17 protein-coding genes are annotated in these 13,515 nt (G+C 32.8%); 12 read left to right on the top strand and 5 right to left on the bottom strand.

Annotated elements, in window-relative coordinates; translation table 11 throughout:
* The first annotated feature begins 17 nt into the window (after positions 1-17).
* Genes GWR14_RS09855 through gldD form a run of 3 tightly spaced genes read left to right on the top strand, consistent with a single transcriptional unit; the run spans position 18 to position 2,333 of the window.
* Positions 18-455 carry a single-stranded DNA-binding protein gene (locus tag GWR14_RS09855; protein ID WP_163408857.1) on the top strand — a complete coding sequence of 146 codons (438 nt, stop codon included), beginning with the start codon at positions 18-20 and terminating at the stop codon, positions 453-455.
* A gap of 23 nt (positions 456-478) precedes the next feature.
* Positions 479-1,771 carry a gliding motility-associated protein GldE gene (locus GWR14_RS09850; protein WP_163408856.1) on the top strand — a complete coding sequence of 431 codons (1,293 nt, stop codon included), beginning with the start codon at positions 479-481 and terminating at the stop codon, positions 1,769-1,771.
* A 1-nt stretch (position 1,772) separates the two neighbouring features.
* Positions 1,773-2,333, top strand: a complete 561-nt coding sequence (gene gldD / locus GWR14_RS09845; RefSeq protein WP_163408855.1) for a gliding motility lipoprotein GldD — start codon at positions 1,773-1,775, stop codon at positions 2,331-2,333.
* Positions 2,334-2,394: 61 nt separating this feature from the next.
* Here the strand turns inward: gldD and GWR14_RS09840 are convergent, their stop codons facing one another.
* Together GWR14_RS09840 and GWR14_RS09835 are read right to left on the bottom strand one after the other, a co-directional pair.
* A complete protein-coding gene (locus tag GWR14_RS09840) occupies positions 2,395-2,856 on the bottom strand; it encodes a VOC family protein (protein WP_163408854.1) in 462 nt (153 codons plus the stop codon).
* Between the two features lie 165 nt (positions 2,857-3,021).
* Positions 3,022-3,402, bottom strand: a complete 381-nt coding sequence (locus tag GWR14_RS09835; RefSeq protein WP_163408853.1) for a heavy-metal-associated domain-containing protein — start codon at positions 3,400-3,402, stop codon at positions 3,022-3,024.
* A 101-nt stretch (positions 3,403-3,503) separates the two neighbouring features.
* On the opposite strand from GWR14_RS09835, the gene GWR14_RS09830 reads away from it, so the two are divergent.
* Positions 3,504-4,370, top strand: a complete 867-nt coding sequence (locus GWR14_RS09830; RefSeq protein ID WP_163408852.1) for a DMT family transporter — start codon at positions 3,504-3,506, stop codon at positions 4,368-4,370.
* Positions 4,371-4,496: 126 nt separating this feature from the next.
* Here the strand turns inward: GWR14_RS09830 and GWR14_RS09825 are convergent, their stop codons facing one another.
* The gene (locus GWR14_RS09825) at positions 4,497-5,147 is read right to left on the bottom strand and encodes a 4'-phosphopantetheinyl transferase family protein (RefSeq protein ID WP_163408851.1); all 651 of its coding nucleotides are present in this window, start codon (positions 5,145-5,147) and stop codon (positions 4,497-4,499) included.
* 321 nt (positions 5,148-5,468) lie between these two features.
* On the opposite strand from GWR14_RS09825, the gene ahcY reads away from it, so the two are divergent.
* From ahcY to GWR14_RS09785, 8 genes are all read left to right on the top strand, one after another.
* Positions 5,469-6,785, top strand: coding sequence for an adenosylhomocysteinase (ahcY, locus tag GWR14_RS09820; RefSeq protein ID WP_163408850.1), 1,317 nt, complete (start codon positions 5,469-5,471; stop codon positions 6,783-6,785).
* 265 nt (positions 6,786-7,050) lie between these two features.
* A complete protein-coding gene (locus tag GWR14_RS09815; RefSeq protein WP_163408849.1) occupies positions 7,051-7,338 on the top strand; it encodes a hypothetical protein in 288 nt (95 codons plus the stop codon).
* A gap of 111 nt (positions 7,339-7,449) precedes the next feature.
* Positions 7,450-8,529, top strand: a complete 1,080-nt coding sequence (locus GWR14_RS09810) for a hypothetical protein (RefSeq protein WP_163408848.1) — start codon at positions 7,450-7,452, stop codon at positions 8,527-8,529.
* A gap of 41 nt (positions 8,530-8,570) precedes the next feature.
* The gene (locus GWR14_RS09805; protein WP_163408847.1) at positions 8,571-8,903 is read left to right on the top strand and encodes a DMT family transporter; all 333 of its coding nucleotides are present in this window, start codon (positions 8,571-8,573) and stop codon (positions 8,901-8,903) included.
* A 141-nt stretch (positions 8,904-9,044) separates the two neighbouring features.
* Positions 9,045-9,887, top strand: coding sequence for a bifunctional helix-turn-helix domain-containing protein/methylated-DNA--[protein]-cysteine S-methyltransferase (locus GWR14_RS09800; protein WP_163408846.1), 843 nt, complete (start codon positions 9,045-9,047; stop codon positions 9,885-9,887).
* Positions 9,888-9,948: 61 nt separating this feature from the next.
* A complete protein-coding gene (locus GWR14_RS09795; protein WP_163408845.1) occupies positions 9,949-10,662 on the top strand; it encodes a 2OG-Fe(II) oxygenase in 714 nt (237 codons plus the stop codon).
* 234 nt (positions 10,663-10,896) lie between these two features.
* Positions 10,897-11,142 (top strand): Ada metal-binding domain-containing protein, encoded by a 246-nt coding sequence (locus GWR14_RS09790; protein WP_163408844.1) that lies wholly within the window; start codon positions 10,897-10,899, stop codon positions 11,140-11,142.
* Positions 11,129-11,737: an alpha-ketoglutarate-dependent dioxygenase AlkB family protein gene (locus GWR14_RS09785; RefSeq protein WP_163408843.1), complete on the top strand. Its 609-nt coding sequence runs from the start codon at positions 11,129-11,131 to the stop codon at positions 11,735-11,737. The genes GWR14_RS09790 and GWR14_RS09785 overlap by 14 nt, the downstream gene beginning before the upstream one ends.
* A 5-nt stretch (positions 11,738-11,742) precedes the next feature.
* On the opposite strand, the gene GWR14_RS09780 is transcribed toward GWR14_RS09785, so the two are convergent.
* Both GWR14_RS09780 and GWR14_RS09775 read right to left on the bottom strand, forming a co-directional pair.
* Positions 11,743-12,063 (bottom strand): MmcQ/YjbR family DNA-binding protein, encoded by a 321-nt coding sequence (locus GWR14_RS09780; RefSeq protein ID WP_163408842.1) that lies wholly within the window; start codon positions 12,061-12,063, stop codon positions 11,743-11,745.
* 57 nt (positions 12,064-12,120) lie between these two features.
* Positions 12,121-13,407 (bottom strand): UDP-N-acetylmuramoyl-tripeptide--D-alanyl-D-alanine ligase, encoded by a 1,287-nt coding sequence (locus tag GWR14_RS09775; protein WP_163408841.1) that lies wholly within the window; start codon positions 13,405-13,407, stop codon positions 12,121-12,123.
* Positions 13,408-13,515 lie beyond the last annotated feature (108 nt).

The raw sequence follows: 13,515 nt of genomic DNA, 5'->3' as shown, positions 1-13,515 counted from the left end.
AACACAAATGTTATATCATGAATGGAACATTAAATAAAGTAATGTTGATAGGCCACTTGGGAGACGACGTTAAAATGCATTATTTTGACGGAGGCAACTGTATTGGCCGTTTTCAGCTGGCAACTAACGAAGTGTATATTAATAAAACAACAAATGAAAAAATTACCTCGACAGAGTGGCATAATCTGGTTGTGCGAAATAAAGCCGCTGAAATCTGCGAAAAATATCTTTCAAAAGGAGATAAGATATATGTGGAAGGCCGCATAAAATCAAGACAATGGCAGGCTGAAGACGGAACCACAAAATATACCACTGAAATTCAGGTAACCGAATTTACCTTTTTGACAACTAAAAAAGAAACAGAGCATAAACAACATCAGGCTTCTGAATCGACAAAAAACACTAACTTTGAAAATCCCAATGAAGGCTTGCCAGTCAACGATTTGCCTTTTTGATTGTTTAACTAATCTTTTTTAATTTGGACCCGGAGCCCAGTTTACTTTTTGCATCTCCCGACAACAATTTAATTGTTGGTTTTGTCGGAATTTTTATTTTAATTTTTTTATCAGCGATCGTTTCAGGTGCTGAAGTTGCTTTTTTCTCCCTGTCTCAAAAGGATATCGAGGATACATTGCAGGAAAATAATTCGAAGGGAAAAATAATTTCAAACCTTTTAGAAAAACCCAAAAAACTCTTAGCGACACTTTTAGTAGCCAATAATTTTTTAAATATTGGAGTGGTCATTCTGTTTTCATTTATCGGCAGAAATATCTTTGAAGAGGTTAATTCGGCTTTATTAAAGTTTATTTTGGAAGTAATTGTGGTTACTTTTTTGATTCTTCTTTTTGGGGAAGTTCTTCCTAAAGTTTATGCTAGCCGCAATAATATAAAATTTGCCAAACGTGTAGCTTATCCAATTGCTTTTTTGGATAAATTACTTTCTCCTGTAAGTTTGCCAATGCGGGCTGTTACGCTATATTTGCACAATAAATTAGGGAAACAAAAAACAAATTTCTCGGTTGATCAACTTTCACAGGCGTTGGAATTGACAGATTCTGAAGGGACTTCGACAGAAGAACAAAAGATTTTAGAAGGAATTGTTTCTTTTGGAAATACAGATACTAAACAGGTAATGAGTCCGAGAATTGATATTTTTGCATTGGAAATATCAGAAACATTTGCTGAGATTTATCCAAAAATAATTGAAACAGGTTTTTCGAGAATTCCGGTTTATCGTGATAATATTGATCAGATTGAAGGCGTTTTGTTTGTTAAGGATTTATTGCCTCATATAGATAAAACAGAATTCGAATGGACAACTCTAATCAGAGAAGCTTTTTTTGTTCCTGAGAATAAAAAGTTGGATAATCTATTGAAAGATTTTCAGAGCCTGAAAAGCCATTTGGCGATTGTAGTTGATGAATATGGCGGAACCTCTGGTTTGGTTTCTTTAGAAGATGTAATTGAGGAAATCGTAGGAGATATCAGTGATGAATTTGATGATGAACATTTGAATTTTTCTCAAATCGATGAAAAGAATTTTCTTTTTGAGGGAAAAATCAATATGAAGGATTTTTACAGAATTATCGATGTTGATGAAGATCTTTTTGAATCACACAAAGGTGAGGCAGAAACATTGGCTGGTTTTATACTTGAAATTCTGGGCAATTTTCCTAAAAAAGACCAAAAAGTAACGTTTGAGAATTGTGTCTTTACTATAGAAGCAGTTGATAAAAAACGTATTAAACAAATAAAAGTAACAATAGAATAAGATGTTAAAAAAAACAATTTGGATAGCAGTAATTTTACTGAGCCTGACTGTTGTAAGTTGTAAAGATGATGTGCTGCCAAAACCGGCCGGTTTTTTACGTTTGGATTATCCGGTAGCTAAATATGTAAACTTTGAAAATACATGTCCGTTTTCTTTTCAAATGAATGAAGCGGCTGTAATTAAGGGTGAAAAGGAATGCGGGTTTGCTATTACATATCCAAAAATGAAGGCAACAATTTATTTGACCTATAAGCCTGTAAATAATAATATAGATAAACTGTTGAGAGATGCTCAAAAGTTAACTTACGAGCATGTTATAAAAGCTGATGACATATTAGAACAGCCGTATTTAAACCCTGAAAAAAAAGTATACGGAATGTTTTATCAGGTAAACGGAAATGCAGCGACTAACTCACAATTTTATGTGACAGATAGTACAAAGCATTTCATTACAGGATCAGTTTATTTTTACACCAAACCTAATTTTGATTCGGTTATGCCGGCTGCAAGTTATATCAAAAATGATATGCAGAGGCTGATGGAGACTTTGAAGTGGAAGTAAAGACAAACAAAAGGCGTTCAATTCGAACGCCTTTTGTTTGTTTAAAATATAGAATAATAGATTAAGATGCTGAAAATGCTTCTGTCATAAATTGTTGAAGACCTGTCTCTTCAAGTATTTCAATTGAAAATTCACCAAAACGTTTTGGAAGCCAAATAATTCTGACTCCACTAGGGGAATTTAGGCTTTCTTTTGATAAAGGATTTCCATTTTCGTCCTCTGGTTGAACACCTGAAGCTGTTAATTCATCAAAAACGGCTTCAATATCAGGAGTAGAATAGCAGTGGCGATATATCGTTCCTTCGCCTTTGGTATCTAACAGATTTTTTAAATTTCCTGAAAAAGGTTCTACAAGCATAAATCGTTCCTGACCAATTTTTACAACAGCATATGTGACATGAAGTTCCTTTCTTTTCCAGGTGAATTTTTTTGAGATCTCTGCACCAAGTGTTTTTGCGTAATAATTACAAGCTGATTCAAGATTATTAACTAAAATATCTATATGACTAAACTTAAGATTCATTCTTTTTCTATTTGGTCGTAAAATTGACGTGGTTTTTTACTATTGTTTCGAAAATGATTATGCAGTTAGATTTTATGAAAGTAATTCAGAAAAAAAGACAGTAGTTAAACCTGAGTTTAATACTGTCTATAATTGTTTTTTATCAGAATTAGATAATCGCTTTAATTACGATTTCATATTCGAAACTTTATATGTTTTGCCGTCTCCGGTTTCCTGAACGACTTTTGTCAAAGACTCAGGATTCTGAATTGTTTTATCAAAAGTTACAGTTGCTGTTTTTTTGTCGAAATCAACAGCTGCTTTTTCAACACCGTCCAGATTTGTTAATTCTTTTTCGATGGTTTTGGCGCATCCCATTGCACAAGTCATTCCTTCGATGGTAAAACTGGCAGTCTGTACATTTTCTGCAGCGATTGGTTTGTGTTCTTTTGGAGTTTCTGTTTTTTCGCCTCTTGCGACCGCTAAGCTTTTATCTTCTTCTTTTTTACAGCTTACCAGTACCAAGCCTGCAATGGCTAACGATGTTATTATTTTTGTAAATTTCATTATATATGATTTTAGTTTGTCAATATGTTTGTTGCAAAATTAATAAAAAAGGAAAGGTCAGTTCCTAAAATTATTACAAATTTGTAGTAAAATACAGTTTTATGGATGCAAAACAATTAAAATGGTTCTATTTATTGCTGCTTTCGCTAATTTGGGGAAGTTCGTTTATTCTAATCAAAAGGGGATTAGTAGGATTAACGGCGATTCAGGTAGGTTCGCTCCGAATTATTTTTGCAGGTTTGTTTTTGCTTGTAGTCGGGTTTTCGAGTTTAAAGAAAATTTCCCTGCGGCAATGGAAATTTGTGGCTCTGACTTCATTCTTTGGGACATTTATACCTGCTTTCTTTTTTGCGATTGCCGAAACTCAGGTGGATAGCTCAATTGTAGCTATTTTAAATTCGCTTACACCTTTAAATACATTAGTTTTAGGAATTATATTTTTTGGAATTCAGTTTCAAAAACGTCAGGTTTTAGGTGTTTTTATCGGATTGGTTGGCTGTTTGTTACTGGTTTTGAATGGGTCTTCGGATCATTCCGGTCAAAATTATTATTATTTGATTTTAGTTGTAATTGCAACGCTGTGTTATGCAATTAACGTCAATCTGATCAAAAAATATTTGTCCGATTTGAATTCATTGAGTATTACGACAGGTAATTTTGCGGTTTTGTTTTTACCGGCTTTACTTATTTTGAGTACTACAGATTTTACACAAAAAATACATCTGGAGACAACACAATATTCTGTTTTGTTTGTAATGATTTTAGGCGTTTTAGGAACAGGAATTGCAAATGTCTTGTTCTTTAAACTGATACAAATGTCCTCGCCGATATTTGCAACATCGGTAACCTATTTGATTCCGATAGTGGCTTTTTTCTGGGGGTTGCTGGATAACGAGATGCTGACGCCGATTCAGTTTTTTGGAGCATTTATTATTCTGATTGGGGTTTATTTGTCAGCGAAGAAGTAAAAAATAGTAAAGCTTTTTTGATTTAAACTTTCTTTACAAAGTTATAATGTACAGTTTTTGTTGTTTTAGGATAAGTTTTTTTAGATATTCTTACATTCTATAAGATTTGGAATTTTTATATTGGATTTACTTTTCAAAAGCATAAACCAAAGTAAAAGTTCCTTCAAAATGATCTGATTTGATTTCCTGATGATATACATCGAAATCTTTAACTAAATCATCGAAATGTAGACTTGCCTGTGTTTGGGATTCATTCAAAGAAAAATCTTCGACCCAAATATGATCTTTAAAACTGATTCCTTTTTCGTTTCTGATTTTAAAAATGGCTTCTTTGGCACCCCAAATGAAAGTTAGTTTTTTAATGTATTCTTCTAAAAAATCAGGGTACAGATATTTACATTCATAATCAGTAAATTTATCCCCTATACGGATGATTTTTTCACGCTGCAACTCCATATCGATTCCAACTGTTTCATCGCTAATAATAATTGCGGCAAAATGATACGAATGCGTAATTGATATATAATTATGACAATCGAAATACGGCTTTCCGAATTCGTCATAATGCAGGTCTTTATCTGTGAAACCCATTTCCTGAATTAGCATGCGAACGCTCAAAAAAGCGCGCTGATGCATTTCAGATTTCATCCCATTCAACCTCAATTGCGTTTTTTCTTTTAAGACAACTTTACTTCTTAATTCGTCAAAAGATTCGGTTATCTCCCAAATTAAAATTCGGGTGTTTTCATTGCATTGTATAGTTTGAAATAAAGGCATTTCTCTTTAATTATAAATTAATGAATGATAAATTATAAATTACTTTCTTTTTGAAAATAACTTATCTAATGAACTCTGGTTTAGCCCTAATGGTCGAATTGCTCTCGCAATTACCTTTTGTGACGGGGTTCGCCACAAAAGATACAGTGGACAGCAGGATTAGCTTCTTACTTCGACTACGCTCAGTATGACAAACAAAGAATGCAACTAACATTCTAAAGATTAAGAAATTAAAGATTTCATAAATCTTACTGAAAGTAGTAAAATTAAAAACCTATTCCTTAAATTTGCAAAAATTTTACAATTACAAATATACTATAAATGAGTACTACAACTACGCCTTATGTGGCTTACAAAGTAAAAGACATTTCTCTGGCAGCTTGGGGAAGAAAAGAAATCGAACTAGCTGAAGCTGAAATGCCAGGTTTAATGGCACTTCGCGCTGAATACAAAGATGAGCAGCCACTTAAAGGTGCGCGTATCGCAGGATGTTTACACATGACAATCCAGACTGCTGTTTTGATTGAAACTTTAATTGCTCTTGGTGCAGAGGTTACCTGGTCTTCTTGTAACATTTTCTCTACTCAGGATCAGGCTGCTGCTGCTATTGCTGCTGCCGGAATTTCAGTTTATGCCTGGAAAGGTCTTGACGAAGAATCATTTGACTGGTGTATTGAGCAAACGTTATTCTTTGGAGAAGACAGAAAACCTTTGAACATGATTCTTGACGATGGTGGAGATTTAACTAACATGGTTATCGATCGTTACCCGGAATTAGTTCCTGGAATTAAAGGTCTTTCTGAAGAAACTACAACTGGTGTTCACAGACTTTACGAAAGAGTAAAAGCCGGAACTTTACCAATGCCTGCTATCAACATTAACGATTCTGTTACTAAATCTAAATTTGATAACAAATACGGTTGTAAAGAATCTGCAGTAGATGCTATTCGTCGTGCTACTGACTTAATGTTAGCTGGAAAAAGAGTAATTGTGTGCGGATACGGTGACGTAGGAAAAGGAACTGCAGCTTCTTTTAGAGGTGCTGGTTCTATCGTAACAGTTACTGAAATCGATCCGATTTGTGCTTTACAAGCTGCAATGGACGGTTACGAAGTTAAAAAATTAGATACTGTAATTGCTAATGCTGATATCATCATTACAACTACAGGAAATAAAGATATCGTAGTTGGAAGTCATTTCGAAAAAATGAAAGACAAAACTGTTGTTTGTAACATCGGACACTTTGACAACGAAATCGACATGGCCTGGTTAAACAAAAACCATGGTGCTTCTAAAATCGAAATCAAACCTCAGGTTGACAAATATACTATCGCTGGAAATGATATCATTATCTTAGCTGAAGGACGTTTGGTAAACCTTGGTTGTGCTACAGGTCACCCAAGTTTTGTAATGAGTAACTCATTTACAAACCAGACTTTGGCTCAAATCGAATTATGGAACAACAGCGCAGCTTACAAAAATGAAGTTTATATGTTACCAAAACATTTAGATGAAAAAGTGGCTGCTTTACACTTAGCTAAATTAGGCGTTGAACTTGAAGTTCTTAGAGAAGATCAGGCTGCTTATATTGGTGTTGAAGTTCAGGGTCCATTCAAACCAGAATATTACAGATACTAATATTAAGTTTTTAGTACTAAGAATTAAGATAGAACCCTTGCAGAAATGTGAGGGTTTTTTATTTGGGCGTGCCACCATTTAAAAAAAGGCCCAAATATACTTTGCGCTCATTAGGCCTTTTCTTAAATGCTGTCGGGCTATCCATGCTACTTCGGTAGCTTATTCCTATCCCTCACGCTTACGTAGCCCAAGAACCAATTAAATTAACAAGATCTTTATAATCTTTAAACTTTATAACTTTAAATTTGAAGTATAAACTTACGAAATGACAAAAGAAAATAGCTCCCAAACCGCCTTCCGCTTAAACTCCGAATTAGTAGAAAATATCAATTCCATGAATTTCGAAAACTTAAAAAATAATTTCGGAATCAACTCAGCTCTTTTTGAAGAAATCAAAGAAGAATTATTCGACTATTTCGAAACCGAAGATCTCCCAAAACTAAAAATCCTTGAAACAAATTTATTTACCTCCGACAACAAAGAAACCGAATTGACTTTACATACCGAATTCAACAATAATACATTACGTTTTAAGTTAATTGAAGTAATGTAACATGTCTTTTTCAATGCAAAATTATGTTCGAAAAAAATAGAACATTATGTTCTAATTGTTTTGAAGAAGTAAAAAAATAAACTAGAAACTCAATCAGATAAATAAACTTTCATGAAAAATATCCTTGCACTTTGCCTGCTTTTGTGTTTAAATACTTCTGTTTTTGCACAAAAAAATGATATATGGACTTCATTTCCTAACAAAGACACTACGCTGATTGGATTTAATGACAAAAACGGAGTAATCAAAATTGAACCAAAATTGAATGGTTTTACTATTGCGCGTAAATTTGAAAATATAATTGCCGTTACCGAAGAAGAAAACGGTAAATGGAAAAACTATTATTTAACTAAGCAGGGAAAGATTGTCGGGCGAGACAGTTTATATGTTTTTGACAATAGTCCGGATTGCGAAAATGAAGGTTTTATAAGATTCACAGATCACAAAACTGATAAAATGGGTATGTTTGACAGCCAGGGAAAAATTGTCATTCCAGCAGGATATAGCAATGTAACCAAAGCCAAAAACGGAATGTTCATTGCATTAAAAGACGCCAAAAAAGAAAAAGACGGAGAACATCTTTTCTGGACTGGAGGAAAAGAATTCCTTATTGACATCAACAACAAAATCTTAGTTGAAAATTTTGCTTACAACGATGATTTAAATTTTTATTCTTTAGAAAAATCAAAAGAACCCAGTAAAGACAAAACAAGGGATAGTTTCCTTGGTGTTGATGGACAATATTACTCGTTCATCAATTATAACAAAGAATTTAAATATTGGCTGGAAAATACTTTACTTCAGGATTTGTCTAAAGCAAATTTAGAAAAACACGCTTTCGAAAAAATTACTTATTGGAAAGAACCAGACGGTTGGATCAACGCGCCTAAAACTAAATTTATCAGTCAGAATTATACTTACTTAAAACTAAAACTTCAGGAACTCAAAAATCCAAAAACAGATTATTTTATTTCTTCTGACGGATTAAATCAATTTATTTTTGAAACAGAAGAATACGATGTTTATTTCAACAATTGCAGAGAATCGAAAGATTGGATGTACCCAACAATGGATCTTATAATCAATCCAAAAAACAAAACCGATAGCGGGCAAGATCATTTTGAGTTTCTACGAACTGAAAACGGATACAAATTGATTAGTGTTTCTTCTGGAAAAGATAATCTTAAATAATTCTTTCCGCTTTAAAGTCTAACTTTGTAAAAAAGTAAGCCATGAAGAATTTTCTATTTTTATTTCTTGCCATAATCTTCGAAATCATTGCTACTTCAGCATTAAAAAAATCCGAAGAATTTACCAAATCACTTCCAAGTATTATTACTATTATTGGCTATTGCGGTGCTTTTTATTGTTTGAGTTTTGCTATTAGAACCATTCCTGTTGGTTTTGCTTATGCAATTTGGTCTGGAGTCGGCATTGTTTTAATCACGATTATTGGTGCTGTTTTCTTTAAAGAAATTCCAGATTTACCAGCAATTATTGGTCTTGCGTTAATTGTAATTGGCGTTATTGTGATTAATGTTTTTTCTAAGACTGTAGCGCATTAGAATTGAAGTTTCAGGTTTCAAGTTATGCTGGAACGTGAAACCTGAAACTTGAAACTAAAACAACAAAAAAGCATTTCAGCAAGTTTCAGATTTTATAACTTTAGAAACCAATCGATATTTGTATTATAAAATGGAAAGAAGATGAACACACAGGAAACCATAAATTATAATCGTATCGCTGAAGCTATAGATTATATCAAAGCTAATTTTAAAGATCAGCCCAATCTGGATGAAGTTGCAGAAAAAGTACATTTGAGTCCGTTTCACTTTCAGAGACTTTTTAGCGAATGGGCTGGAACGAGTCCGAAGAAGTTTTTACAATATACAAGTATCGAACACGCTAAAAAGCTACTTAAAGAAAATCAGGCAACAATTTCTGAAACTGCTTTTGAAACTGGACTTTCAGGAACTAGCCGACTTCATGATTTATTTGTAAATATCGAAGGAATGACACCTGCCGAATATAAAAATGGAGGAAAAAATCTTGAGATCAATTACAGTTTTGCCGAAAGTCCATTTGGGAATATTATTGTCGCGTCTACTCAAAAAGGCGTTTGTTTTATGGCTTTCGCCGAAGATGAAATCACTGGATTTATTGTGTTGAAAGATAAATTCCCGAATGCTCAATTTTCGAAAAAACTGGATTTATCTCAGCAGAATGCTTTATTCATTTTTCAAAACGATTGGAGCAAATTATCTGAAATCAAACTGCATTTAAAAGGAACCGATTTCCAATTGAAAGTTTGGGAAGCGCTATTAAAAATTCCAATGGGACAGCTTTCAACTTATGGTACCATTGCGCATCAAATTCAGAAACCAAATGCTTCTCGCGCTGTGGGAACAGCAATTGGAAGTAATCCTGTTGCATTTTTAATTCCGTGTCATCGTGTAATCCAATCTTCTGGAATATTCGGCGGTTATATGTGGGGAAATACCCGAAAAACAGCCATAATCGGCTGGGAAGGTTCGCAAATAAATCCCTAAAAATAAAATTTCAAATTTCAATGATTAATCTTCATTGGAAATTTCATAAAATCTAATTACTATGCAAAATATACAATCGAAAATTGCTTCTCAAGACTGGGAAAGCATCACTGAATCTATGCACGAAAATGGATTCTCAATTATTCCAAAAGTGCTTAATAATGAACAATGCGAAGATTTAAAATTCGATTATGATAATCCATCTATATATCGAAAAACTGTTGTTATGGAACGTTATCGATTTGGTATAGGCGAATACAAATACTTCAATTATCCGCTTCCGGATTTAATTCAAAATATTCGAACTTCAATTTATCCAAAACTTGCTCCAATTGCCAATTCTTGGATGAAAGCCCTCAATATTAATTCTGTTTTTCCAGAAACTCATTCAGAATTATTAAAACAATGTCACGACAATAATCAATTGAAAGCGACGGTTTTAATTTTAAAATATGAAAAAAGCGGATTCAATACTTTACATCAGGATTTGTATGGAGATATATATTTCCCTATTCAAATTGTGCTTTTTCTAAATGAACCCGATGAAGATTTTACTGGAGGAGAATTTGTTTTGACTCAACAAACTCCAAGAGCACAATCAAAAGCTATTGTTTTGAAACCCAAAAAGGGAGATATTCTAGTTTTTACAACCAATTTTAGACCTGTAAAAGGCACAAAAGGGTATTATCACGTAAATATGAAACATGGAGTAAGTGAGATTCATTCTGGCGAAAGATATACGTTGGGAATTATTTTTCATGATGCATTAAATTAAGACACAAAGGTACATAGTCGCAAAGGTTCTGAGGTTTCGAACCAACGCATATCTGTAGAGACGCACTGCAGTGCGTCTACACAACGTTAATCACAAAAGCATTTTTTTCGCAGATGCCGCCAGATTTAAACAGATTTTTAACCATAATAATTCTTATAATCTGTGATAAATTAAAAACCAATCTTTGCTTATTCGTATTGCTGTGCATCTCTAAAATTCAAAACTTATAACTTCATGATTAATCATCAAAAAATAACCGATTCTGAATTGCTTCGTAAAATTAAAAATGCGGAAATTTGTTTCGGTGGCAACCAAAAATTAAAAATCTACGGAACACTCAAATGTTCTTCAGGAAAAAGAATAAAAAAAGAAAATCGGGTTTTCTTTTTATCTGAAAATGACGCCAAACAAAATGGTTTCAGGCCTTGCGGACATTGTATGAAATCGGAATATCAAAAATGGAAAAATGGACTTATTTAATCCTCAAACAGACGAAACTACAAATCTTCTTCCGAAAGATGGAACGGTAAATTATTATGGAAAATGCTTCTCCAGACAAGAAGCTGATTTCTATCGTGATGTCTTATTAAACACAATTGAATGGAAAAATGACGAAGCTGTAATTTTTGGAAAATTAATTTTAACTAAACGAAAAGTAGCTTGGTACGGTGATCAGGAATTTGAATATACGTATTCGAATACTACCAAAAAAGCGCTGCCTTGGATTCCTGAACTTTCAAAATTAAAGAAAATCATTGAAGAAAAAACGGGAGAAACTTTCAATTCTTGTCTCTTGAATTTATATCATACTGGCGAAGAAGGGATGGCGTGGCATAGCGATGCAGAGAAAGATTTGAAAAAGAATGGTGCAATTGGATCGGTAAGTTTTGGAGCAGAGCGTAAGTTTGCTTTTAAACATAAAGAAACTAAAGAAACGGTTTCCTTGATTTTAGAACATGGCAGTTTATTGATTATGAAAGATGAAACGCAGACGCATTGGCTGCATCGATTACCTCCGACAAAAAGCACTCAAAAATCAAGAGTTAATTTGACTTTCAGAACTATTGTAAAATAGAAATGCTACTTCTTTTTTGACGCAACATTTTCATAAGAACGCATTAATGCATCTTCAAACATTTCGGGTCTTACTTTTGAAAGTTCAACAATTGTCCAGCCTTGTTTTCCCCATTTATTTGGAACTTCATAGAAAATCTTCTCGCTTGAAGCACAAAAAACTGATTGATCAATTTCGTTTAATTTTAATACAGCCCGATTATTCTTTTCATCAAAAGTTGCGAATATTTTTTTGTTAATACGAAAAGATGTTTTCTCAAAATGAGGTTCTTCAGCAGCATTCGGAAAAGATAAAGCTAATTTTCTAAATGTTTCGATTAAGACCATAAATTTCAATTTTAAATTCTAATCTAAGGTCTTAATCCAATCATTTAAAGGCTTCTGTTAAATAAGATCCAAAGTTCTTTCTAATGCCATACCACGTGAACCTTTAATCAATATAGTACTTTGAGAAGTAAATTTATTATTTTCCAAAAATTTGGAAAAATCATCAAAAGTTTCAAAAAAGTGAAGATTTTCATTAGAAATACGATTTTCATAAAACGATTTTCCAATCAAATAACAAACAGATTTATCCTGATTCTTCAAAGAATCAACAATAATTTTGTGCTCTTGCTGGCTTTCACTTCCAAGCTCGAACATGTCACCTAAAATCATTATTTTATTTGTGTTATCTAATTGTGAAAAATTAGTTATTGCCACAGCCATACTACTTGGGTTAGCATTATAGGCATCCAGAATAATTTCAAATGTTCCTTTTTTTAACAACTGTGAGCGGTTATTGGTTGGCGTATAATTTTCAATTGCTGTTTTAATGTCGTTGTTATCCACTTTAAAATGACTTCCAATAGCAACGGCAGCATTAATATTGTTAGCATTATAAAGTCCGATCAAATTAGATTTCACAAAAAAGTCATCATAATTAATCACAACAAACGGATTTGCTTCTATCTCCTGAACATTAATATCAGCAAGACTATTGTCCAATCCAAATGTGAAAGTTTTTATTTTTTTTGATTTTTCAACCTGAATTGCATCATCCAAATTAACAAAAGCCAATTTATCATTCTCCAACAAGTACTTGTACATTTCGCTTTTCCCTTCAATTACACCTTCCACACCTCCAAAACCTTCTAAATGTGCTTTTCCAAAATTCGTAATATAACCATAGTCAGGCTGCGCTATTGAACATAAAAACTCAATTTCTTTTTTATGATTGGCTCCCATCTCTACAATTCCAATTTCGGTTTCATTGGTAAAAGACAGTAATGTTAACGGAACACCAATATGATTATTTAAGTTTCCGACAGTTGCTTTTGTCTTATATTTTTGTGCCAAAACAACATTTATAAGTTCCTTTGTCGTTGTTTTTCCATTGCTTCCCGTCAATGCAACAATAGGAATTTTTAAATATTGTCTATGAAATTTTGCTAACTCTTGTAAAATTTCTAAACTATCTTTTACCAAAATTGTTCTTTCGTCTATTAAATAAGACGGATTATCAATTATTACAAATAAAGCTCCTAATTCCAGAGCTTCCTGAGCAAAAGTATTAGCATCAAATCTTTCTCCTTTGATAGCAAAAAACATAGAATCTTTTTCGATTTTGCGTGTATCAATTGAAAGAGATTTGCATTTTAAAAATAAAGCATGAATTTCTTTAATATTCATTTTACATCATTTATATAGATTATAAAAATAAAAAAACAATAAAAAAATTCCAAATTCCTTACTGAACTCAGCTTCGGAATTTGGAATTTTTTTATTTTGGAATTTCTA

It is taken from the genome of Flavobacterium ajazii (genome assembly GCF_010614725.1).
In the GTDB taxonomy this organism is placed as follows: domain Bacteria; phylum Bacteroidota; class Bacteroidia; order Flavobacteriales; family Flavobacteriaceae; genus Flavobacterium; species Flavobacterium ajazii.
Note: the sequence above shows the minus strand (reverse complement) of the source record. Positions and strands in the feature narration are given on the sequence as shown.

Coding starts and splice junctions, on each gene's coding strand:
- GWR14_RS09855 (WP_163408857.1), top strand. CDS start 18: ATGAATGGAACATTAAATAAAGTAATGTTGATAGGCCACTTGGGAGAC.
- gldD (WP_163408855.1), top strand. CDS start 1,773: ATGTTAAAAAAAACAATTTGGATAGCAGTAATTTTACTGAGCCTGACT.
- GWR14_RS09840 (WP_163408854.1), bottom strand. CDS start 2,856: ATGAATCTTAAGTTTAGTCATATAGATATTTTAGTTAATAATCTTGAA.
- GWR14_RS09835 (WP_163408853.1), bottom strand. CDS start 3,402: ATGAAATTTACAAAAATAATAACATCGTTAGCCATTGCAGGCTTGGTA.
- GWR14_RS09830 (WP_163408852.1), top strand. CDS start 3,504: ATGGATGCAAAACAATTAAAATGGTTCTATTTATTGCTGCTTTCGCTA.
- GWR14_RS09825 (WP_163408851.1), bottom strand. CDS start 5,147: ATGCCTTTATTTCAAACTATACAATGCAATGAAAACACCCGAATTTTA.
- ahcY (WP_163408850.1), top strand. CDS start 5,469: ATGAGTACTACAACTACGCCTTATGTGGCTTACAAAGTAAAAGACATT.
- GWR14_RS09815 (WP_163408849.1), top strand. CDS start 7,051: ATGACAAAAGAAAATAGCTCCCAAACCGCCTTCCGCTTAAACTCCGAA.
- GWR14_RS09810 (WP_163408848.1), top strand. CDS start 7,450: ATGAAAAATATCCTTGCACTTTGCCTGCTTTTGTGTTTAAATACTTCT.
- GWR14_RS09805 (WP_163408847.1), top strand. CDS start 8,571: ATGAAGAATTTTCTATTTTTATTTCTTGCCATAATCTTCGAAATCATT.
- GWR14_RS09800 (WP_163408846.1), top strand. CDS start 9,045: ATGAACACACAGGAAACCATAAATTATAATCGTATCGCTGAAGCTATA.
- GWR14_RS09795 (WP_163408845.1), top strand. CDS start 9,949: ATGCAAAATATACAATCGAAAATTGCTTCTCAAGACTGGGAAAGCATC.
- GWR14_RS09790 (WP_163408844.1), top strand. CDS start 10,897: ATGATTAATCATCAAAAAATAACCGATTCTGAATTGCTTCGTAAAATT.
- GWR14_RS09785 (WP_163408843.1), top strand. CDS start 11,129: ATGGACTTATTTAATCCTCAAACAGACGAAACTACAAATCTTCTTCCG.
- GWR14_RS09780 (WP_163408842.1), bottom strand. CDS start 12,063: ATGGTCTTAATCGAAACATTTAGAAAATTAGCTTTATCTTTTCCGAAT.
- GWR14_RS09775 (WP_163408841.1), bottom strand. CDS start 13,407: ATGAATATTAAAGAAATTCATGCTTTATTTTTAAAATGCAAATCTCTT.